Raw genomic sequence first — 21,143 nt, 5'->3', positions numbered from 1 at the left:
GCGTCACTTCCACCAGTCGTCGAGCGGCGACACGGGCACCGCGCGCTTGTGCCTGGTGTTTCGGTACATCGCCTCGAGCTTCTCGGCCACCGCCGCGGTCACCTCCTTGCCCTCGAGGTAGTCGTCGATCTCGCTGTAGCGCAGGCCGAGCGCCTCCTCGTCGGGCAGCGCGGGCCTGTGGTCCTCGAGGTCGGCGGTCGGGACCTTGGCCCAGGTGCTGGCGGGGGCGCCGAGATGCTGCAGCAGCGCGGCGCCCTGTCGCTTGCTCAGGCCGGTCAGCGGTGTGAGGTCGACACCGCCGTCGCCGTACTTGGTGAAGAAACCGGTGATCGCCTCCGCGGCGTGGTCGGTGCCGATCACCAGGTGGCCGAGCTGTCCTGCGATGGCGTACTGGATCACCATCCGCTCGCGGGCCTTGATGTTGCCGCGCACGAAGTCCCGCAGTTCGCCGTCGTGCCCGATGATCTCGGCGAGGCCCCCGGCGCTCTCGGCGGCCGCGGCGTCCGTGCTCGGCTTGATGTTGACGGTCACCGAGCGGTCCGGCTTGATGAACCCGAGCGAGATCTGGGCGTCGTGCTCGTCGGCCTGCACGCCGTACGGCAGTCGGACCGCGACGAACTCGGCGTCGTGGCCCTCCGCCCGCAGTTCGGCGGCGGCCAGCTGTGCCAGCCGGCCCGCAAGGGTGCTGTCCTGCCCGCCGCTGATCCCGAGCACGAATCCCTTGGCGGGAGTGGAACGCAGGTAGCCCTTGAGGAAGTCGACGCGCGCCCGCACCTCGCCCTCTGCGTCGATCGTCGGCTTCGCGCCGAGTTCTTGCAGGATTTCCGCACGGAGATTCGCCATGCGCGTCACTCTAGCGACGGTCGGCGGTGTGCGCGCGGGTGCGCGCGGGCACCGGTCGGCGGGCGATCCGGCGGGAGATACAGTGCCACGCGTGCCCAACGTGACCGCGCCCAGATTCCTCGTCGTGTCCGCCACCGAGGGGGAGGCCGCATACGTTCCCGACGGATTCGAGGTGGTCGTCACCGGGATCGGCAAGGTCGCCGCGGCGGTCGCGGTCACGGAGGCGCTCGCGCGGTACCGACCCGACGAGCGCCCGTCGGTCGTCAACATCGGCACCGCGGGGGCGCTGCACGAGCACCATGCCGGCCTGTTCGTGCCGTCCGCGGTGCTCAATCATGACATCAGTGCGGAGGTGTTGCGCTCGCTCGGACATCCGGTGACGGACCGGATCACGCTCCCCGACGGCGACGATTCGGTGCTCGCGACCGGCGACGTGTTCATCTCCGATGCTGCGGTGCGGGACGCGCTCGCGACCAGGGCCGACCTCGTCGACATGGAGGGCTTCGCGGTGGCCGCATCCTGCGCGCGGATGGGCGTCGGCTGCCGAATCGTCAAGCACGTCAGCGATCGTGCCGACGAGTCGGCCATGGACTGGCCTGCCCAGGTGGACGCGAGCGCCCGGATCCTCGGTGACTGGTTGACCGAGAACCTGTAGCGCCGCGTCGTCACCGGGCGCGCAGGCCGAGTCCGTCGCCGTCCGCTTGCATCACGCGGGCCCGGTCGGCGTCGACGGTGAAGGTGGTCTCGCCGTTCAGCACGCCCAGCACCGCCCGCTCGACCTCGGCGACGTCGGGCTCGCACGCCATCATCGTGGTCGCGAGCGGGCCGAAGGTGACCTTGTCTCCCGCAACCTGGGCCGTGCCGGTCATCCGGTTGCACCCGGTGGATCCGCTGACCGAGCCGTCGTCGCCGATCAGCAGGGTGGGGGCGGCGGTCTCGAGGGCGACTGACGTGGTGACCGCGGTCGGGCTGATCAGCTGGTCGACGACCCAGGTGGTCCCGGTGATCGGACGGTCCGGGTTGGCGATCTTCTTGTCCACGAGGGTGACCGAGGTGTCGCTCGTGGTCAGCCTGAGGGTGTCGCCGTCGAGGGTCCAGGCCGGATCGGCCTCGAACAGAGAGGTCATCCACTCGTCGGCGCCCGCTGTGTCGCCTACGCAGGCCATCATGGTGGTCGCGATGGGTCCGGTGACCACCGTGCCGTCGGACAGGTCGACGGTGCTGTTGCCGCGGTTGCAGCCTGCGGTCATGGAGATCCGGTCCTGCCCCACGAATTCGACGGTGAGCGGCCCGCCGCCGGGAATGGGAGCGCCCTCGACCTCGGTGGAGACGAAGGTGCGTCCCTGCAGGTCCGCACCGCTCGGCGTCGGCGTGCTCTCCGCGCTGCACGCGGTGAGGAAGGCGGCGGCGAGCAGGGCGAGTCCGGCTACACGGCGAAGGCGCATGCCCGGAGCCTAGTGACCCGCCGGGCTTTCGGTGACCCGTCGGACCAGATCCTCCCAGGCGTCGGCGATCCGCTCGATCGGCATGTGCATGGCGCGGATCTGGTGCATGACGAGCGAGGCCTCGAGGGGAGCGAGCAGGCTGTGGGCGAGCAGTGGGATGTCGCCCTCGGTGCCCGCCGCGCGCAGCAGCATCGCCACGTGGGTGAGGCTGACCTGGCGCGGGGCGCTGCCGAAGCGGAGTTCGGGGGAGTCCTCCACCGCGCGGAGGGTGTCGCCGCTGAGGTCGACGAGCGCGATGCGGGCCCGGCCGAAGGCGACGAGGCGGTCGATGGGCTCGGCACCGGGACCAAGGGGTGGCGGTCCGTACATGAAGGCGTGCTGCAGTTCCTGCTCGGTGTGGTCGAGGAGGGCCTGCATCAGACCGGACCGGCTGCCGAACCGCCGGAACACTGTGCCCTTGCCCACACCGGCCTTCGCCGCGACCGCGTCCATCGTCACGGCGTCCGCGCCCCGCTCGGCGACCAGCGCGGCGGCGGCGTCCAGCAGCAATGCGCGGTTGCGCACGGCGTCGCACCGTTCGGCCTCGGGCTGGTCCGCCATCTGGATCGGGGTGGTCTCCACGACGCGATCGTACCCTCCCCGGAATATAAGTGGACCGTGGTCCGGTTAGCTGATATACCTAGATCGGCAAGCGCCCCTGGATCATCGAAGGAAGTCCTCATGTCTAACGCCAACGTTCTCGTCCTGGTCGGCAGCCTGCGTGCCGCCTCCGTCAACCGTCAGCTCGCCGAGACCGCGGTCACCGTCGCGCCCGAGGGTGCGAACGTCACGGTGTACGAGGGCCTCGCCGACGTGCCCTTCTACAACGAGGACATCGACGTCCCCGGCACCATCGACAGCGTCGAGGCGCTGCGCGCGGCCGCCGGTGCCGCGGACGCCCTGCTGCTGGTGACCCCCGAGTACAACGGCACCATTCCCGCCGTGCTCAAGAACGCCATCGACTGGATCTCGCGGCCCTACGGCTCCGGTGCCGTATCGGGCAAGCCGGTCGCCGTGATCAGTGCCTCCCCGAGCCCCAACGGCGCGAAGTGGGCCCACGAGGACACCACCAAGGCCGTCGGGATCGCGGGCGGCAAGGTGGTCGAGGACACCGCGCTCGTCATCGGCGGCGCGTTCGAGAAGTTCGGTGACAAGCACGCCAGCGAGAACGCCGAGGTCTCGGCGCAGCTCGCCAAGGTCGTCGCCGACCTGGTGAACGCGACCAAGGTGCTCGTCGACGCCTGACGCAGCTTTCCCCTTCGCGGCCGGGCGGTGCATCACGCACCGCCCGGCCGCGGGTGCATGTGAGGGCGGCGAGGCGGCCGGTCAGTCGAGCGTGACCCGCATCATCTCGGTGCGTGCGACAACGCGGTCGCGTTCGTCGGCGAGGGCGAGCCGGCGCTCGTCCTGCATGTACCCGTCCAGCGCCGACTGGGATTCGAACGTGAACAGCTGGATCTCCAGGGGCTCATCCCCGGTGCCGTCGGTGCGGGCGCGCTGCAGTACCCGGCCGCCGTGCTCGGTCACGAGCTCGAGGACCCGATCCTCGTACCTGCCGAGGCCTTCCTCTTCGCCGGGGCGGGCCCACAGCAGGACGCACAGTGAAATGCTCACCGCGGCAGCGTAACCGGGATCACAGCCCGGCCTGCTCGAGCGCGTCGTCGACGGCGTCGCGGACCTCGTCGATGCTGCGGCCCGCCGACAGCTCGTTCATGGTGAGCGCCTCGATCTGCGGCTCGACCTCCGCGTACCGGGCCAGCCAGCGTTCCTTGTCGGCCTGCCAGTAGCCCATGATGTCGAATCGTTCCGCTGTCCAGCCCAGTTCGCGGCGGACGTGCCTGCGGATCTGCCGCGAGGCGCCGGTCTCGCCCGCAGACCAGATGTAGCCGGGACCGTCCTGGAGCCGGTGGGCCCGCAGCCACGCGGGCAACGCGCTCGGGGTTCGGCCGTTGCCGGTGTCGTGTAGCCAGGTCACCGTCAGCTCCGCGTCGGTGGCCCAGTCCTGCTCGTCGGCCGGTTCCGGGATCTCGGCGACCAGGTGGACGCCGGTTCCCTGCGGCAGGCCCTCGATGATGCGCGCGGCGGCGGGCAGCGCGCTGAGGTCCGCGAGCAGCAGTTGCCAGCGCGCGTCCGTGGGCGGCCGGTACCAGCCCTTCGGATGGGACAGCCGCACCGGCTCGCCCGGCTCGGCCGCGCGCGCCCACTCGGCGGCCCGCCCGCCCGCGTGCACCGCGAAGTCGATGTCGACGCTGCCGGTGTCCGCGTCCCAGTGGCGCACGGTGTAGCTGCGCCGGTGGTCGTCGCCGAACTCGATGAGCAGCCGCTCGTCCGGATCGCCGCTGGAGGCGAACGCGGCGGGGTCCGCGAGCCCGAATCGGATCCGTCGCAGGCTGGGGGACAGGTGGGTGGTCGACACCACCGCGGCGTGGAACTGGGGATCCTCGGCGGTCGGCACCGCCTCACCCTAGGCCGGTCCGGTGCCACCACATGCATATCGGTCAAGTGCCGCGCACGACACGGCGAAAATGTGACCTGCGACACGCCGATGGGGCGCGTATGGATGCCTTACGACCTGGGAATTCCACGGTTGTGGTTCACAACATCTCGCGTTCTATGGATATGTCGGACACTAGGTGTAGTGTCTAGAACACCGAGAGGGCATAGCCGGAACGGTCGAGAAACACAGGCCGGAGCGCTGTCCAGTAGGTGGGATCCACATGATCTTCCGCGTCACTGACCATCAGTTCCGTAAGCCAGAGAAAGAGGGACTTACATGAGCATCACCGTCTACACCAAGCCGGCGTGCGTTCAGTGCAATGCGACCTACCGGGCGTTCGACAAGGCCGGTATCGAGTACTCCGTCATCGACATCACCGAGGACTCGGAGGCCCGCGACTACGTGATGGCCCTGGGTTACCTGCAGGCCCCCGTCGTGGTGGCAGGCGAGGATCACTGGTCGGGTTTTCGCCCGGACCGGATCAAGTCGCTCATCGCGGCTGCCGCCTGAAGACGATACGGAGATGATCGGCTGTGACATCGCTGGTCTTCTTCTCCAGCGCGTCGGAGAACACCCATCGCTTCGTGCAGAAGTTGGGTGTCCCGGCCACGCGCATTCCGCTGCACGACCGTGCGGGCACGTTCGAGGTCGATGAGCCGTACGTCCTGATCCTGCCGACCTACGGGGGCGGGATCACCGCGACCGGACGGGACACGAGCTACGTGCCCAAGCAGGTCATCAGATTCCTCAACAACACGCACAATCGCTCCCTCATCCGTGGGGTGATCGCTGCAGGCAATACGAACTTCGGCGAGTCGTATTGCTATGCCGGAAACGTGATTTCGCAGAAGTGCAGGGTTCCGTACCTGTACCGCTTCGAGCTCATGGGTACCGCCGAAGACGTAGTAGCAGTCCGGGACGGGCTCGAACAATTCATGGAGAGTGAACAGTGGCACCGACAATCACAGACACAGCCCCGGCTGGGAGTGTAGAACGCGCTGTGGCACGACCCGACGTCTCCTCGGGAGAACTCGACTACCACGCGTTGAACGCGATGCTGAACCTGTACGGCCCCAACGGCGAGATCCAGTTCGAGAAGGACCGCGAGGCCGCGAACCAGTACTTCCTCCAGCACGTCAACCAGAACACCGTCTTCTTCCACAACCAGGACGAGAAGCTGGACTACCTGGTCAAGGAGAACTACTACGAGCGTGAGGTCCTCGACCAGTACACGCGCAACTTCGTCAAGTCGCTGATCGACCACGCGTACTCGAAGAAGTTCCGGTTCCCCACCTTCCTCGGTGCGTTCAAGTACTACACCTCGTACACGCTCAAGACGTTCGACGGCAAGCGCTACCTCGAGCGATTCGAGGACCGTGTCTGCATGGTCGCCCTGACGCTGGCCGCGGGCGACGAGGATCTGGCCACCAAGCTGGTCGACGAGATCATCGCAGGCCGCTTCCAGCCCGCCACCCCGACGTTCCTCAACTCGGGCAAGAAGCAGCGCGGCGAGCCCGTGTCCTGCTTCCTGCTCCGCATCGAGGACAACATGGAGTCGATCGGCCGCTCCATCAACTCCGCCCTGCAGCTGTCCAAGCGCGGCGGCGGAGTCGCGTTGCTGCTCAGCAACGTTCGCGAGCACGGCGCCCCGATCAAGAAGATCGAGAACCAGAGCTCGGGCGTCATCCCGATCATGAAGCTGCTCGAGGACTCGTTCTCGTACGCCAACCAGCTCGGCGCGCGTCAGGGCGCGGGCGCGGTGTACCTGCACGCGCACCACCCGGACATCTACCGCTTCCTCGACACCAAGCGGGAGAACGCGGACGAGAAGATCCGCATCAAGACCCTCTCGCTCGGTGTGGTCATCCCGGACATCACCTTCGAGCTGGCGAAGAAGAACGAGGACATGTACCTCTTCTCGCCGTACGACGTCGAGCGCATCTACGGGGTGCCCTTCGCGGACATCAACGTCACCGAGAAGTACTACGAGATGGTCGACGACAAGCGGATCCGCAAGTCGAAGATCAAGGCGCGCGAGTTCTTCCAGACCGTCGCCGAGCTGCAGTTCGAGTCCGGGTACCCGTACATCATGTACGAGGACACCGTGAACCGCGCCAACCCGATCGCGGGCAAGGTCACCCACTCGAACCTGTGCTCGGAGATCCTCCAGGTCTCCACGCCGTCGGAGTTCAACGACGACCTGTCCTACAGCCATATCGGCAAGGACATCTCCTGCAACCTGGGTTCGCTGAACATCGCCAAGACGATGGACTCGCCGGACTTCGCGCAGACGATCGAGACCTCGATCCGCGCGCTGACCGCCGTCGCCGATCAGACCTCCATCGACTCCGTCCCGTCGATCAAGAAGGCGAACGACGAGGGACACGCCATCGGTCTCGGGCAGATGAACCTGCACGGATACCTGGCGCGCGAGCGGATCCACTACGGCTCCGACGAGGGCATCGATTTCACGAACATCTACTTCTACACCGTGGTGTTCCACGCGATCCGGGCGTCCAACGAGATCGCCAAGGAGCGCGGCACGTACTTCGCAGGCTTCCCGGAGTCCAAGTACGCCTCGGGCGAGTTCTTCGACAAGTACACCGACCGGGTCTGGGAGCCGCAGACCGAGCGGGTGCGAGCGCTGTTCGCCGATGCGGGCCTGCACATCCCGACCCAGGACGACTGGCGTGAGCTGAAGGCGTCCGTGCAGCAGCACGGCATCTACAACCAGAACCTGCAGGCGGTGCCGCCGACCGGATCGATCTCCTACATCAACAACTCCACCAGCTCCATCCACCCGGTGGCGTCGAAGATCGAGATCCGCAAGGAAGGCAAGATCGGTCGCGTCTACTACCCGGCGCCCTACCTGACCAACGACAACCTGGAGTACTACCAGGATGCCTACGAGATCGGGTACGAGAAGATCATCGACACCTACGCCGCGGCCACCCAACACGTGGACCAGGGCCTGTCGCTGACGCTGTTCTTCAAGGACACCGCCACCACCAGGGACATCAACAAGGCTCAGATCTACGCGTGGCGCAAGGGCATCAAGACGCTGTACTACATCCGGTTGCGTCAGATGGCCCTCGAGGGCACCGAGGTCGAGGGTTGCGTCTCGTGCATGCTGTGAGTGTGGCGTACGGCTCGAATGGAGTGAGGGAATCGTGAGCGAGAAGATCAAGCTGATCGACCGGGTGTCGGCGATCAACTGGAACCGCGTCCCGGACGAGAAGGACGCCGAGGTCTGGGACCGCCTCACCGGTAACTTCTGGCTGCCGGAGAAGGTCCCGGTGTCCAACGACATCCCGTCGTGGAACACCCTGACCGCGAACGAGAAGCAGCTGACCATGCGGGTCTTCACCGGCCTGACGCTGCTGGACACGATCCAGGGCACCGTCGGTGCCGTCAGCCTGATCCCGGATGCGATCACCCCGCACGAGGAGGCGGTGTACACCAACATCGCGTTCATGGAGTCGGTGCACGCGAAGAGCTACAGCTCGATCTTCTCGACGCTGTGCTCGACCCGTGAGATCGACGACGCGTTCCGGTGGTCGGAGGAGAACCCGAACCTGCAGCGCAAGGCGCAGATCGTCATGGACTACTACCGTGGCGACGACCCGCTCAAGCGCAAGGTGGCCTCCACGCTGCTCGAGTCGTTCCTGTTCTACTCGGGCTTCTACCTGCCGATGTACTGGTCCTCGCGGGCCAAGCTCACCAACACCGCCGACCTGATCCGCCTGATCATCCGCGACGAGGCGGTGCACGGGTACTACATCGGCTACAAGTACCAGCGCGGGCTCGAGCAGCTCAGCCAGGCCGAGCGCGACGACCTGAAGGACTACACCTTCGAGTTGCTCTTCGAGCTCTACGACAACGAGGTCGAGTACACCCAGGACCTCTACGACGAGGTCGGGCTCACCGAGGACGTCAAGAAGTTCCTGCGCTACAACGCCAACAAGGCGCTGATGAACCTCGGCTACGAGGGACTGTTCCCGAAGGACGAGACCGACGTGAACCCGGCGATCCTGTCGGCGCTGTCCCCGAACGCGGACGAGAACCACGACTTCTTCTCCGGGTCGGGCAGCTCCTACGTGATCGGCAAGGCCGTGAACACCGAAGACGAGGACTGGGACTTCTAGACCTGCTCCCGGTCAGAACAACCGATGAAGGGCCCCTGCACACGTGCAGGGGCCCTTCACGCGTGCGGGGGATCGGGCTAGCGTCGGGATCGTCCGAGGTTCACTTCAGGTGAGGAGGCGGCGATGAGCGGCAAGGTCGTGCACTTCGAGGTCCCGTTCGACGACGGGGACCGGGCAAGGAAGTTCTACCAGCAGGCATTCGGATGGAACACCATCGAGATGCCCGAGATGAGTTACACGATCGCGGGCACCGGACCGGTGGGCGAGCAGGGTATGCCGACCGAACCGGGTTACATCAACGGCGGCATGTTCGGCCGCGTCCCTGAGTATCCGAAGGGGCCGGTGATCACCATCGACGTGGCGAGCATCGACGACGCCCTCGCCAAGATCGCCGAGCTGGGCGGCTCGACGGTGGGGGAGAAGCAGCCGGTCGGCGAGATGGGGTTCGCGGCCTACTTCAAGGACACCGAGGGCAACATCATGGGTCTGTGGGAGAACGCAGGCTGAACCACGCCTCGGGCACGTCGCGGAGGGCCTTCTCGATGCGCTGCATCGAGCTCTCGGTGAGATCCGCGGGCAGCGCACCCGGTTCGAACCAGGCGACCTCGAGGTTCTCCTCGTCGGCCGTGCGGGCCTCGCCCGCCGTGTGCCGCGCCAGGAAGCAGACGTCGAGGTAGCTCGCGACGTCCCCGTTCGGGTAGGTGATCGGACCGGCGGTGTCGACGCTGGTGATGCGCACGAGCTCTGCCTCGACCCCGGTCTCCTCGAGGATCTCGCGCAGCACGGCGGGGCCGGGTTCCTCGCCGGGTTCGAGGATGCCGGACACTACCGCCCACAGCCCGTTGTCAGCCCTGCGCGTCAACAGGATTCGGCCGGCACCGTCGACGACGACCGCGCTCACGCCGGACAGCCACAACGGGGCGTGTCCGACGTGAGCGCGGAGGTCGCTGACGAACCTGGGGATCGGCACCGGTCAGTACCTGAAGGTGACGGGGGCGGCGGGAGCGCCGGAGTACGGCAGCAGGATGCTCGGCTGCAGCGCCGTCGCGAACCGGGCGGGGACGTCGGTGAACTCGGACACGCCTGCCTTTCCCGGAGCGTCCAACTGCGCGAACCGGATCCGGCTCATGGCGTCGGTGCCGACCATGTTGCCCTCGGAGGTCTTCGCGGACAGGAACGTGCCCTCCGGTGTGAACTCGATCCACGGATCGGCCAGCGCGATCTCCGCGAGGTGGAAGCGGGTGAAGGAGACCACGGTGCCCCGATAGCGAACGGTGCCGAGGCCGGTCGTCGGATCGACATCGGCGGACTCGAGCTCGAAAGCGAGGCGGCCGTCCTTGCGTACCGTCCCGCCGTCGCTGCCGACGACTGAACCCTGGGTGCCGCGCTGCACCAGGTCGGTGTAGCCGGGCGCGAGAGCCCACAGCAGGTCCTGTGCGGGCGGCGTCGGCGCGTTCGGTCCCGGTGCCGGGTCGAAGTTCACCGGGACGGACAGCTCCTCCGCGGCGTTGACGGCGTCCGCGGCGGCGTAGGTGTACACCCCGTAGACCGCGTCCGGGGCGGCCGTTGCCGGCTTCTTCACCGTGAGCGTGGCGGTGAAGGATCCGTCGCCGGCGAGGGGGACCCACTGCTGCCGGATGGTGCGACGAAAGTCGAAGGGCGCGTCGGGAACCCGGTTCAGCGCGTCCTCGGACATCACCCACGCGGTGGCCGAGCGTTGCTGCCCGACCCGGGCCTGCGCGGGTGCGTCCTCGGACGGACGCCACTGCGGGGCGAACGCACCGAACGCGACGAAGGTGCCGTGCGGGACGCCGGGCGGCACCGGCACCGGCAGACCGCCGGTGTTGGCCTGCGGATCGAACCCGGTGCCGCGCACCACGATCCGGTCACCCTCGTGCACGGCGGTGTCGCCGAGTGCGGTGCTGCCGTCGGCGGCGAACAGCTCGATCCGGGCCGCGCCGCCGGGTTCGGCGGGCGCGGCAGCGGCCGGGGCCGACCACGCAATCGACCCGATCAGGGCGGCCGCCAGCGAGGCGAGGGCGCCGCGGCGCCTAGTTGACGTAGCCATTGAGCGAGGCCTCCAGATCGCTGAGGATGTCGCGGGCCGCGATGACGCCGATGCCGGTCATCCAGATCTCGTCGTCCACGGCGAACACGCGCTTGTCCTTGACGGCGCCGAGGCCCTGCCACAGGCCGCCTTTCATGACCTCGACCCCCTGCCCCCTGGCCTCGTCGCCGTAGAAGCTCACGTAGATGACGTCGCCTTCGGCGTTGCTCAGCTGTTCCTCGCTGAGCTCCGCGAACCGCTTGTCCTTGGCGTCCTCGAGGCGCTGGAACGTCGGGCGCTGGACGCCCGCGTCGGCGAGGACCTGGCCGGAGAAGCTGTCCGGCCCGTAGATCCGGATGGCACCGGGCATGAAGCGGACGACGGAGGCCTGCGTCTGGGAGGAGTCGAGGGTGTTGCCCGTCGCGGTGGCGGCGCCCTGGTAGTCGTCGAGGGCCTGACGCGCGGCAGCGCCGCGGCCGAGCGCGGTGCCGTCGAGGAGCAGGTTGTCCTTCCACGTCGTGCCGACCTTCTCGGTGAACGTGGTGGGGGCGACCGCGCTGAGCTGCTGGTAGAGCTCCGGGGTACGGAACTTCGAGCCCAGGATCAGGTCCGGCTTGAGCGTGGCGATCTTCTCGATGTCCGGTTCCTGCACCGTCCCGACCGATTCGACGCCCGCGATCGTCGGCCCCAGATACTCGGGTTGGGACCCGACCGCCCCGGTCACCGCGGCGCCGACCAGGCGGTCCTGCAGGCCGAGCGCGCAGACGGTGTCGAGCTTGTCGGTGTCGAGCACCACGATCCGCTGTGGATCCGCGGGTACCTCGGTCTCGCCCGCCGCGTGCACCACCTTTCGGGTGCTGCCCGTCACGCCGGCCGGGTCGACGGGAGCAGTTGGGCCGCAGACGTTCTCGGTGTCACGGGCGTTACCGAGCACGCCCGCGCCCGCGACGCTGGTGGTGCTGCGCACGATGCCGTCGGCGGCGTCGTCGGTGCCGGACCCGCCGCACGCGGCGAGCAACACGGTCGAGGCCGTGAGCAGGGCCGCGGGCACGACGCGGCGGACGAGATGAGGCTTACGCATGTGGGGTCCTCCTGAGCTGTCGGGCGGTGTCGAGACTAGCCGCGGTGCGGGTCGACCTCGTAGGCCGCGGCCAGGTCGTCGAGGATGCCGCCCGCGCCCTGGACGCTGACCGCGGCCATCCAGACCGTGTCGTCGACGTCGATCTTGCGGCCGCGCAGGCCCGCCCAGAGCGGGTTGGTGAGGAACGGCTTGGCGTGGTCGGCCACCGCGGTGCTGCCGTCGGGGGCGTGGTAGGTCGAGACCAGGATCAGGTCGGCCTCGGCCTCGGTGATCAGCTCCGGGCTGATGTCGTTGGCGATGCTGGAGGGCTTTGCCGGGTCAGGAGCCGCGCTGGCGGGCCTGGCGAGCCCGGCGTCGGCGAGCACGATGCCGCTGAACGAGGTGCTCCGGTAGATCCGCGCCGTCGGCTCACCCGCGAAGCGGACCACCGAGACGGTCGGGGTGTTCGCCTTGGCGTTGATCTCGCGGCCGACGGCCGCCGCCCGGTCCTCGTAGGCGCCGATCTTCTTCTCGGCGAGGTCCTCCTTGCCAAGCGCCTTGCCGAGCAGGCGGATGTTGTCCTTCCATGTCGGCCCGGTGGTCTCGGACATCACCGTCGGCGCGATCTTGGACAGCTGATCGTAGATGTCGCCGTGCCGGACCTTCGCGGACACGATCAGGTCGGGTTGCAGCTCGGCGATCTTCTCCAGGCTCGGCGTTGCCAGTGGGCCGACCGCGACGGCGTCCTTCGCGAACTCGCCGCGTGCGTCGCCGAGATAGTCCGGCAGGGTGTCGGTGCGATAGGTGACGTACCCGACCAGGTCGGTCTCGAGGAGCAGGACGGCGTCGGAGTAGCTGGTGTCGAGGGCGACGACCCGCTTCGGTGCGGTGGGGATCTCGGTCGATCCCAGCGCGTGCGCGACCGTGCGCGGGAACTGGGCCTGGGCGGCAGGCTCGGGGGCCGACTCGGTGTTCTCGGTCGAACAGCCGGTCAGGCCGATGAGTGCGGCTGCGGCTCCCGCGACGAGCGTGAGCAGCGGATTCTTGCGGGCGTTCACAGAGAACTCCTGTCAGATCGTTAGGTAAGCGAAACCTTAGCAAGGCTGTCCTTGTTGTGTGATGGCCCCGCCAGGACGGTCGGGTGGGGGCACCATGGAGGGCATGGCCGTCTCGATGCACAAGAGGTTGTTGCAGGAGCTGGGCGAGCTTCGATACGTGCCCACCGGCAAGCGGATCCGCGCCCGCAGCCGTGACCGGGTGGTGGCCGACTCCCTCGATGCGGTGCTGGTGTGGGAGCCCCGCCGGGTGGTCCCGGTCTACGCGGTGCCGATCCGCGACGTGCAGGGCACGCTGTCGCCTGCCCCGGGTGGTGGCGGCGCGCAGATGCCGGTCTTCCTGGACGAGCAGGCCGGCCCGCCGCTCGGCCCCGGAGTCGGCTTCGCCGCGCACACCTGCCACGGAACCGCGCTCGACATCGTCACCGATGACGCGGTGTACCCGGCCGCCGCATTCCGGCCGGCGGACGAGGTGCTGTCCACGCTGGTGTTGCTGGATTTCGAGGCCTTCGACTGGTGGGAGGAGGACGAGCAGATCCTCGGTCATCCGCGCGACCCCTTCCATCGGGTCGACGTCCGTCGAAGCTCTCGGAGGGTTCGCGTGGAGCTCGAGGGCCTTCTGCTCGCCGAGTCGGACCGGCCGTCCGCGGTGTTCGAGACCCTGCTGCCCGTGACGCGCTTCTATCTGCCGCGCGAGGACGTCCGCGTTCCGCTGGTGCCCACCGAGACCCGCACGTACTGCGCGTACAAGGGGGAGGCGTCGTACTTCACCGTCGAGTCGGCGGGCGAGCGCGGAATCGATGTCGCGTGGAGCTACGAACACCCGCTGCCGGACTGTCCCGAGATCGCCGGACTGGTCGCCTTCTTTCAGGAGCGACTCGACGTGACCGTCGACGGCGCACCGATGGTCGGGGCGCGTACGCCCTGGTCGGAGCCTGCGTGACGGCTGTACGCGACACGAAGTACGACGATGGGTAGGACCGGCTCCGCGGATCGTGGAGGGACGGTCTACGATTCGTCAGAGCGCAAGCAAGAGGATGTTCGCCTCGCAGCCCGGGGCCGGACGTCCTGAGCGGAGCCTGCGGAGCGACCAAGGGCACATTCAGGAGGATCAGTGACTGCCGTAGCGCCCCAGCCAGTCCCCGAGATAAACGCCGCCAGGCCCTACCCGGCGCGATTGGGACCCAAGGGCTCGTACATCTACAAGATGATCACCACCACTGACCCCAAGGTTCTTGGGATCATGTACATGGTGACGTCGTTCGCGTTCTTCCTCATCGGCGGCCTCATGGCCCTGCTGATGCGTTCAGAACTCGCGGTTCCGGGCATGCAGTTCCTGTCGAACGAGCAGTTCAATCAGCTCTTCACGATGCACGGCACCATCATGCTGCTGCTGTACGCGACCCCGATCGTGTTCGGCTTCGCGAACTACATCCTGCCGCTGCAGATCGGCGCCCCCGACGTGGCGTTCCCGCGCCTGAACGCGTTCAGCTACTGGCTGTACCTGTTCGGCGCGATCATCGCCACCGCAGGCTTCATCACCCCCGGTGGTGCCGCCGACTTCGGTTGGACCGCCTACAGCCCGCTGACCAGCGCCCTGCATTCGCCCGGCGTCGGTGCGGACCTGTGGATCCTGGGCCTCGCGGTCGGTGGTCTCGGCACCATCCTCGGTGGCGTCAACATGATCACCACGGTGATCTGTCTGCGCGCCCCCGGCATGACCATGTTCCGCATGCCGATCTTCACCTGGAACATCCTGGTGACGAGCGTCCTGATCCTCCTGGCCTTCCCGCTGCTGACCGCGGCGCTGCTGGGTGTGTTCGTGGACCGGCACTTCGGTGCACACATCTTCGACCCGGCCAACGGCGGCGTCCTGCTCTGGCAGCACCTGTTCTGGTTCTTCGGTCACCCCGAGGTCTACATCATCGCGCTGCCGTTCTTCGGCATCGTCTCGGAGATCTTCCCGGTGTTCAGCCGTAAGCCGCTCTTCGGCTACAGCGGCCTGGTCTACGCCACGCTCGGCATCGCCGCCCTCTCCATCGCGGTGTGGGCGCACCACATGTACGCCACCGGCGCCGTGCTGCTGCCGTTCTTCTCCTTCATGACGTTCCTGATCGCGGTCCCGACCGGCGTGAAGTTCTTCAACTGGATCGGCACGATGTGGAAGGGTCAGGTGACCTTCGAGTCGCCGATGTTGTTCTCCGTCGGCTTCCTGGTGACCTTCCTCTTCGGTGGTCTGTCCGGCGTGCTGCTCGCCAGCCCGCCGCTCGACTTCCACGTCACGGACTCGTACTTCGTGGTCGCGCACTTCCACTACGTGCTCTTCGGCACCATCGTGTTCGCCACCTACGCGGGCATCTACTTCTGGTTCCCGAAGATGACCGGTCGCCTGCTCGACGAGCGCCTCGCCAAGTGGCACTTCTGGACGACCTTCATCGGCTTCCACACCACATTCCTCGTGCAGCACTGGCTGGGCAACGAGGGCATGCCCCGTCGTTACGCGGACTACCTGCCCAGCGACGGCTTCACCACGCTGAACACGATCTCCACGATCGGCGCGTTCGTCCTCGGTGCCTCCACGCTGCCGTTCATCTGGAACGTCTTCAAGAGCTACCGCTACGGCGAGATCGTCACGGTCGACGACCCGTGGGGCTACGGCAACTCCCTGGAGTGGGCGACGTCCTGCCCGCCGCCGCGGCACAACTTCACCGAGCTGCCCCGGATCCGTTCGGAGCGTCCGGCGTTCGAGCTGCACTACCCGCACATGGTCGAGCGGATGCGTGCCGAGGCGCACGTCGGGCCCGGCCACGGCAGCAAGGCGACCGCGGTCCTCGAGGACGCGCACTAGCCGCAATGAACAACTCACAAGGCCCCGCCCGAGCTTCGGGCGGGGCCTTGTGATTGGCACAATGGGTTCGTATCCGCGGTCTACGCCGCGGGATGGAGGGAGTTCTCGGTGGGTTCAGACACCACGGTGTTGGTCACGGTCACCGGACCTGACCGCCCCGGCGTCACGTCCGTGCTGCTCGCGGCGCTCTCGCGGCACCGCGTCAGCCTGCTGGACGTGGAGCAGGTGGTCATCCGGGGGCGCCTGACGCTCGGCGTCCTGGTGTCCTACCCCAACGACGCCGAGGCGCTCCAGGAGGAACTCGAGGGGGCGATGGCCACCGTCGGCATGCAGGTCGACGTGGAGTCCGGCTCGTTCGCCGCGGCCAGGCCCGCGCCGTCCACCCACGCGGTGGTGGTGCTCGGCAGCCCGGTCAGCGCCCGCTCGTTCAGCACGATCGCCCGTGAGCTCGCCCGGCAGGGCGCGAACATCGACTCCATCCGCGGCATCGCCGACTACCCGGTGACCGGGCTCGAGCTGATGGTGACCGCCCCCGACACCGGCGCCGAGGCCGATGCCGCCCTGCGCACCGGGCTGGCCGAGGTGGCCGTCGGGGAGGCTGTGGACGTCGCCGTGGAGCGGGCCGGGCTGGCCCGCCGCGCGAAGCGGCTCATCGTGTTCGACGTGGACTCCACCCTGGTGCAGGGCGAGGTCATCGAGATGCTGGCCGCCCGTGCGGGCAAGGAGGAGGAGGTCCGCGCCGTCACCGAGGCCGCGATGCGCGGCGAGATCGACTTCACCGAGTCGCTGCACCAGCGGGTCGCGGTGCTTGCCGGTCTGGACGCCTCGGTCATCGACGAGGTGGGCGAGTCGCTCGAGCTGACCCCCGGTGCCCGCACCACCATCCGGACCCTGCGCAGGCTCGGGTTCCACTGCGGCGTGGTCTCCGGCGGCTTCCGCCAGGTGATCGAGGGTCTCGCGCACGAGCTGGAACTGGACTTCGTCGAGGCGAACACCCTCGAGATCGTCGACGGCAAGCTGACCGGCCGGGTGATCGGCGATGTCGTCGACCGGGCGGCGAAGGCCGTCGCACTGCGAAAGTTCGCCGCCCAGTCGGGCGTCGCGATGGAGCAGACCGTCGCCGTCGGGGACGGCGCCAACGACATCGACATGCTCAACGCCGCGGGTCTCGGGGTCGCGTTCAACGCCAAGCCGGCACTGCGGGAGGTGGCGGACGCGGCGCTCTCGCACCCGTTCCTCGACGCGGTGCTGTTCATCCTCGGCGTCACCCGCCACGAGGTGGAGGCGGCCGACGCCGAGGACGGGCTGGTGCGCCGGGTGCCGCTCTGATGGATGAGCGCCTCCCAGCCGCCTTCCTCGACCGGCATGCGGTGCTCGCGGCCGGCTACGGCGGCCGTGCGGACCCGGAAGACCCCGCGCAGGTGCTGGCGATGCCGGTGGTCCTGCACATCACCAAGGTGCACCCGCCCGCGCGCAGCGCGTTGCTGGCGGCCGCGGCCGCGGCCACGGTGGCGCTGTGCCTCGACGAGCGGGCGGGCGCAACCGACGAGGGCGAGCCTGGCCCGTGGCAGCAGGCCCTACTCGACTGGACGGGCTCGCGGATCCGGAAGGTCGCCCGCAGGGCCAGGGGATCGCAGTGGCTCGCCGCACAGCACGTGGACGGCGTCACCGTCGAGGTCGACGGGGCGCAGGCCAGGGCCATCGTGCCGGGACCGGTCGGCGAGGTCGATCAGCGTGTCCGCAAACTCCAGATCGGCGGTACCGACCTCGAGCACGACGAGCCGGGCGAACCGGCGGCAGGCCTTCCTGTGCTGTGGGTGAACCGTTCCCTGGAGATGACCGTCGGCAAGGCCGCGGCCCAGGTCGGGCACGCGTCGATGCTGTTGGCGGGTGCGATGGAGCCCGAGCGGGCCTGGGCGTGGTCGCGCGAGGGCTACCGCTGCAGCGTGCGGGACGCCGATCCGGCGCGCTGGGCGGCGCTCGGCGAACTGGTGACGCAGGGGCGGGCGATCGCCGTCCGCGACGCCGGGTACACCGAGGTGGCGCCTGGCTCGATGACGGTGATCGCGCCGGTCGGATAGACACCGAGGCTTGACCATGACGCAGCGTCATGGTTGATGCTGGAACCATGCGAATCGGCGACCTGGCGCAGACGGCCGGAATCACTCCGCGGACAATCCGGCACTACCACCGCCTGGGAGTACTCGAGGAGCCGAGACGGCTCTCCAACGGGTACCGCGTCTACGAGTTGCCGGATCTGATCAGGCTGCTCCGTATTCGGTGGCTGGCCACCGCGGGGGTTCCGCTCGGTTCGATCGCCACGATCATGGATTCGGCTCGCGCAGAGTGCGATACGGACGACCTGGGCGATGACCTGAGGGCGCTCATCGACGGTATCGATGCCGAACTCGATCGTCTCGGCGGCCAGCGGCGGCGGTTGCAGGAGATGCTGGACGCACACCGCGACGGTCGACCGGTCTCTCCACTGCCCGCCGAACTGGCCGTGGCCTTCTCCGAATTGATCTCGGCGGAAGACGATCCCAGAACACGCCGTGAGTTCGAACGCGAGCGGGACGCCTGGGAACTGCTCGCCGTTTCCGGCACGGGACCCTCCGCGCTGTTCGACGCCGCGACACGGGTGCTCTCGGATCCGGGCTCGCGCGCGACGATAGTCAGCATGTATCGGCGGTTCGCGGCACTGGTCGGGGTCGATCCAGCTCCGGTGGAACAGGAGATCGACTCTCTCGCCGAGGGGTTCGTGTCCGTGATCGTTCGCGAGTACGGCGGAACCGGCTTGATGGGTGACGGCGCGGAGTCCGCGGCGCCGATGACGCGTCCGATGATGACCGTCGCCGAGCTGGTGCCCGACCCGGCGCAGCGCGAGGTCGTCATGCGGGTCCTCGCACGGCTCGGGTCGTCATTGGATGAGGCCACCGCGTGATCGCCTCGGTGTGGATGTGGATCCGCGGTGAGGTGGACGATCGACACGGTCAGGCGGCCGGGTTCGGATACACCAAGGGCACCTTCGTGCTCCCGTTCGCCTTCATGGTCGCCGGGCTGATCGAGGCGGTGGCGATCCACCTCCTCGTGCCTTGGCAGTGGCTGCGCGTGACGCTGCTGATCGCCACGGTTGTCTCACTCGCCATGGTCGTCGGTTGGCTCGCCGGGCGGGTGGTGCACCCGCATCTGATCACCGAGGACGAACTGGTCCTCCGATCGGGGTCGGCAGTCCTGGCGACCGTCGATCTGGCCGTGATCGGTGCTGCGCGGCTCGTCAGGCGGTTCGACCGCACCGACGAGGAACTCCGCGACGGCCGCCTCTATCTGCCGGGGCCGGACGGCACGGTCCTCGACATCGACTTTCGAGGCGGCATCCCGATCACCTTTCGCCGCGGCGAACCGACCGAGATCACCGGCGTGAGCCTGCATGTGGACGATCCGCAGGCGATGCTGGCGCGGCTGCGCGCCCTGACGACCTGACTGGACCATGCGGTCCACCGGCGCCGAAGTGGCTCTTTTCTCCCGGTCCAGTTGTCGGGAGACTGGCCACCATGTTCACCCGCCTGCCCGCCCGTCTCTCCGCGCTCTTCGTCGGTCTGTGGCTCTACGGATTCTCGATGGCACTGATGGTGGTCGCCGGGCTCGGGCTCGACCCCTGGGACGTGTTTCACCAGGGTGTGGCCCAGCGGACGTCGCTGAGCTTCGGCACCGTCATCGCGCTGACAGGTGCCGCGGTGCTGCTGCTGTGGATCCCGATCCGTCAGCGCCCCGGCTTCGGCACGGTCGCGAACGTCGTGGTGATCGCGGTGTCGGTGGATACCTCGCTGGCCCTGCTCCCCGAACTGGATGCGATGGCAGCCCGGATTCCGGTGATGCTGTTCGCGGTGGTGCTCAACGCCCTCGCGACGGCGCTCTACATCGGTGCGGGGCTAGGCCCAGGGCCGAGGGACGGACTGATGACCGGCCTCGTCGCGCGCACCGGGCTGTCGGTTCGGTTGGTCCGCACCGGGATCGAGGTCGCCGTGCTGGCGACCGGCTGGATGCTCGGCGGCACCGTCGGGGTCGGCACCGTCGTCTACGCGCTCGGCATCGGCCCGCTGATCCAGCTGATGATGCGCCTGATGTCCCGGGGCCGACCCGACCCGCGCGTCGCCGACGCGGCACCGGCGATGTCGGTGTCCGCGGTCGCGCACGAGGCGTGCCCGGCCCGGTGACCAGCGCGGCGCCGGGGGCGGGCGACACGCAACCCGGTCCTGACGCGTGCGCCTGGAGCGGGTAGGTCAAGATGGGCGTCGTGTCCGAACTTGATCCCGATCTGCTCATCGATTTCGACGACGTACTCATCCGCCGTGGCGGCGTGACCCTGGTCGGCCCCGTGACGTGGAAGGTGGAGCTCGACGAGAAGTGGGTTGTGCTCGGGCCCAACGGCGCGGGCAAGACCTCGCTGCTGCGGATCGCGGCCGCCGAGGTGCACCCGACGTCGGGGAAGGCCCACCTGCTCGGGGAGGTCCTCGGCCGCGTCGACGTCACCGAGCTGCGCCCGAGGATCGGGCTGTCCTCCTCCTCGCTCGCGCACCGGGTGCCCGCCGACGAGGTGGTGCGCGACCTGGTGGTCTCGGCCGGCTATGCCGTGCTGGGCCGGTGGCGCGAACGCTACGAGGAGATGGACACCACCCGGGCGGTGGAGATGCTCGAGAGCCTTGGCGCCGAGCACCTGGCGAACCGGACCTACGGCACGCTGTCGGAGGGGGAGCGCAAGCGGGTGCTGATCGCGCGGGCCCTGATGACCGATCCTGAGCTGCTGCTGCTCGACGAGCCTGCGGCGGGCCTGGACCTGGGCGGGCGCGAGGAGCTCGTCGCGCGTCTCTCGGACCTGGCCGCCGACCCGGACGCGCCCGCGACCGTGCTCATCACCCATCACGTCGAGGAGATCCCCCCCGGCTTCACGCACGCGCTGCTGCTCAAGGAGGGCGAGGTCGTCTCTCAGGGCCTGATCGACGACGTGATCACCGCGGAGAACCTGACCCACGCGTTCAGCCAGGCGATCAGCCTGGACAAGGTCGACGGCCGATTCTTCGCCAGGCGTACCCGGCTGCCGGGTCAGCATCGCCGCTGAGGCCCCGCCCTGGGCGGGCCTTTCTTGAGCCGCGCGAACTAACTGGTG

At 68.3% G+C, this 21,143-nt stretch carries 24 protein-coding genes; 15 read left to right on the top strand and 9 right to left on the bottom strand.

Annotated elements, in window-relative coordinates; translation table 11 throughout:
* Window positions 1-3 precede the first annotated feature (3 nt).
* Window positions 4-843 carry an NAD(+) synthase gene (gene nadE / locus RM1_RS04805; protein WP_027499144.1) on the bottom strand — a complete coding sequence of 280 codons (840 nt, stop codon included), beginning with the start codon at window positions 841-843 and terminating at the stop codon, window positions 4-6.
* Between the two features lie 100 nt (window positions 844-943).
* Between nadE and RM1_RS04800 the strand changes: the two genes are divergently transcribed.
* Window positions 944-1,498 carry a nucleosidase gene (locus tag RM1_RS04800; protein ID WP_072750246.1) on the top strand — a complete coding sequence of 185 codons (555 nt, stop codon included), beginning with the start codon at window positions 944-946 and terminating at the stop codon, window positions 1,496-1,498.
* Window positions 1,499-1,508: 10 nt separating this feature from the next.
* Here the strand turns inward: RM1_RS04800 and RM1_RS04795 are convergent, their stop codons facing one another.
* Both RM1_RS04795 and RM1_RS04790 read right to left on the bottom strand, forming a co-directional pair.
* Window positions 1,509-2,288 (bottom strand): META domain-containing protein, encoded by a 780-nt coding sequence (locus RM1_RS04795; RefSeq protein ID WP_072750236.1) that lies wholly within the window; start codon window positions 2,286-2,288, stop codon window positions 1,509-1,511.
* Window positions 2,289-2,297: 9 nt separating this feature from the next.
* Window positions 2,298-2,888 carry a TetR/AcrR family transcriptional regulator gene (locus tag RM1_RS04790; RefSeq protein ID WP_072750245.1) on the bottom strand — a complete coding sequence of 197 codons (591 nt, stop codon included), beginning with the start codon at window positions 2,886-2,888 and terminating at the stop codon, window positions 2,298-2,300.
* A 120-nt stretch (window positions 2,889-3,008) separates the two neighbouring features.
* Between RM1_RS04790 and RM1_RS04785 the strand changes: the two genes are divergently transcribed.
* Window positions 3,009-3,572 (top strand): NAD(P)H-dependent oxidoreductase, encoded by a 564-nt coding sequence (locus RM1_RS04785; protein ID WP_072750235.1) that lies wholly within the window; start codon window positions 3,009-3,011, stop codon window positions 3,570-3,572.
* An 81-nt stretch (window positions 3,573-3,653) separates the two neighbouring features.
* On the opposite strand, the gene RM1_RS04780 is transcribed toward RM1_RS04785, so the two are convergent.
* Window positions 3,654-3,941 (bottom strand): hypothetical protein, encoded by a 288-nt coding sequence (locus tag RM1_RS04780; protein ID WP_027499149.1) that lies wholly within the window; start codon window positions 3,939-3,941, stop codon window positions 3,654-3,656.
* A 19-nt stretch (window positions 3,942-3,960) separates the two neighbouring features.
* The gene (locus RM1_RS04775) at window positions 3,961-4,782 is read right to left on the bottom strand and encodes a siderophore-interacting protein (protein ID WP_072750234.1); all 822 of its coding nucleotides are present in this window, start codon (window positions 4,780-4,782) and stop codon (window positions 3,961-3,963) included.
* Between the two features lie 318 nt (window positions 4,783-5,100).
* On the opposite strand from RM1_RS04775, the gene nrdH reads away from it, so the two are divergent.
* The 5 genes from nrdH (at window position 5,101) to RM1_RS04750 (ending at window position 9,476) form a co-directional block, all read left to right on the top strand.
* Window positions 5,101-5,334, top strand: a complete 234-nt coding sequence (gene nrdH / locus RM1_RS04770; RefSeq protein ID WP_072750233.1) for a glutaredoxin-like protein NrdH — start codon at window positions 5,101-5,103, stop codon at window positions 5,332-5,334.
* A gap of 23 nt (window positions 5,335-5,357) precedes the next feature.
* The gene (gene nrdI, locus RM1_RS04765) at window positions 5,358-5,816 is read left to right on the top strand and encodes a class Ib ribonucleoside-diphosphate reductase assembly flavoprotein NrdI (RefSeq protein ID WP_072750232.1); all 459 of its coding nucleotides are present in this window, start codon (window positions 5,358-5,360) and stop codon (window positions 5,814-5,816) included.
* Window positions 5,774-7,960, top strand: a complete 2,187-nt coding sequence (gene nrdE, locus RM1_RS04760) for a class 1b ribonucleoside-diphosphate reductase subunit alpha (RefSeq protein ID WP_072750231.1) — start codon at window positions 5,774-5,776, stop codon at window positions 7,958-7,960. The genes nrdI and nrdE overlap by 43 nt, the downstream gene beginning before the upstream one ends.
* A gap of 34 nt (window positions 7,961-7,994) precedes the next feature.
* The gene (gene nrdF, locus RM1_RS04755) at window positions 7,995-8,969 is read left to right on the top strand and encodes a class 1b ribonucleoside-diphosphate reductase subunit beta (RefSeq protein WP_027499154.1); all 975 of its coding nucleotides are present in this window, start codon (window positions 7,995-7,997) and stop codon (window positions 8,967-8,969) included.
* A 123-nt stretch (window positions 8,970-9,092) separates the two neighbouring features.
* Entirely contained in the window at window positions 9,093-9,476 is a 384-nt protein-coding gene (locus tag RM1_RS04750; protein WP_072750230.1) for a VOC family protein, read from the top strand.
* Here RM1_RS04750 and RM1_RS04745 read toward each other — a convergent pair.
* Genes RM1_RS04745 through RM1_RS04730 form a run of 4 tightly spaced genes read right to left on the bottom strand, consistent with a single transcriptional unit; the run spans window position 9,448 to window position 13,134 of the window.
* Window positions 9,448-9,939, bottom strand: a complete 492-nt coding sequence (locus RM1_RS04745) for an NUDIX hydrolase (RefSeq protein ID WP_072750229.1) — start codon at window positions 9,937-9,939, stop codon at window positions 9,448-9,450. The two genes, RM1_RS04750 and RM1_RS04745, sit on opposite strands and share 29 nt — an antisense overlap.
* Before the next feature lie 3 nt (window positions 9,940-9,942).
* The gene (locus RM1_RS04740) at window positions 9,943-11,037 is read right to left on the bottom strand and encodes an HtaA domain-containing protein (RefSeq protein ID WP_072750228.1); all 1,095 of its coding nucleotides are present in this window, start codon (window positions 11,035-11,037) and stop codon (window positions 9,943-9,945) included.
* A complete protein-coding gene (locus RM1_RS04735; protein ID WP_072750227.1) occupies window positions 11,021-12,097 on the bottom strand; it encodes an ABC transporter substrate-binding protein in 1,077 nt (358 codons plus the stop codon). The genes RM1_RS04740 and RM1_RS04735 overlap by 17 nt, the downstream gene beginning before the upstream one ends.
* A 35-nt stretch (window positions 12,098-12,132) precedes the next feature.
* A complete protein-coding gene (locus RM1_RS04730) occupies window positions 12,133-13,134 on the bottom strand; it encodes an ABC transporter substrate-binding protein (RefSeq protein ID WP_072750226.1) in 1,002 nt (333 codons plus the stop codon).
* A 103-nt stretch (window positions 13,135-13,237) separates the two neighbouring features.
* On the opposite strand from RM1_RS04730, the gene RM1_RS04725 reads away from it, so the two are divergent.
* The 8 genes from RM1_RS04725 (at window position 13,238) to RM1_RS04690 (ending at window position 21,095) form a co-directional block, all read left to right on the top strand.
* Window positions 13,238-14,074, top strand: coding sequence for a DUF427 domain-containing protein (locus RM1_RS04725; RefSeq protein WP_072750244.1), 837 nt, complete (start codon window positions 13,238-13,240; stop codon window positions 14,072-14,074).
* Between the two features lie 171 nt (window positions 14,075-14,245).
* Window positions 14,246-15,979, top strand: coding sequence for an aa3-type cytochrome oxidase subunit I (ctaD, locus tag RM1_RS04720; protein WP_072750225.1), 1,734 nt, complete (start codon window positions 14,246-14,248; stop codon window positions 15,977-15,979).
* A 108-nt stretch (window positions 15,980-16,087) separates the two neighbouring features.
* A complete protein-coding gene (gene serB, locus RM1_RS04715) occupies window positions 16,088-17,308 on the top strand; it encodes a phosphoserine phosphatase SerB (RefSeq protein WP_072750224.1) in 1,221 nt (406 codons plus the stop codon).
* Window positions 17,308-18,060 carry an aminoacyl-tRNA hydrolase gene (locus RM1_RS04710; protein ID WP_072750223.1) on the top strand — a complete coding sequence of 251 codons (753 nt, stop codon included), beginning with the start codon at window positions 17,308-17,310 and terminating at the stop codon, window positions 18,058-18,060. The genes serB and RM1_RS04710 overlap by 1 nt, the downstream gene beginning before the upstream one ends.
* Window positions 18,061-18,107: 47 nt before the next feature.
* Complete coding sequence (locus RM1_RS04705) at window positions 18,108-18,920, top strand: MerR family transcriptional regulator (RefSeq protein WP_072750222.1); 813 nt, start codon at window positions 18,108-18,110, stop codon at window positions 18,918-18,920.
* Window positions 18,917-19,459 (top strand): hypothetical protein, encoded by a 543-nt coding sequence (locus RM1_RS04700; protein WP_245816041.1) that lies wholly within the window; start codon window positions 18,917-18,919, stop codon window positions 19,457-19,459. The genes RM1_RS04705 and RM1_RS04700 overlap by 4 nt, the downstream gene beginning before the upstream one ends.
* A gap of 71 nt (window positions 19,460-19,530) precedes the next feature.
* A complete protein-coding gene (gene yczE, locus RM1_RS04695; protein WP_083576533.1) occupies window positions 19,531-20,193 on the top strand; it encodes a membrane protein YczE in 663 nt (220 codons plus the stop codon).
* 71 nt (window positions 20,194-20,264) lie between these two features.
* The gene (locus tag RM1_RS04690; RefSeq protein ID WP_027499165.1) at window positions 20,265-21,095 is read left to right on the top strand and encodes an ABC transporter ATP-binding protein; all 831 of its coding nucleotides are present in this window, start codon (window positions 20,265-20,267) and stop codon (window positions 21,093-21,095) included.
* Window positions 21,096-21,143 lie beyond the last annotated feature (48 nt).

This window comes from Rhodococcus maanshanensis NBRC 100610, assembly GCF_001894865.1.
GTDB lineage: Bacteria > Actinomycetota > Actinomycetes > Mycobacteriales > Mycobacteriaceae > Rhodococcus_G > Rhodococcus_G maanshanensis.
Note: the sequence above shows the minus strand (reverse complement) of the source record. Positions and strands in the feature narration are given on the sequence as shown.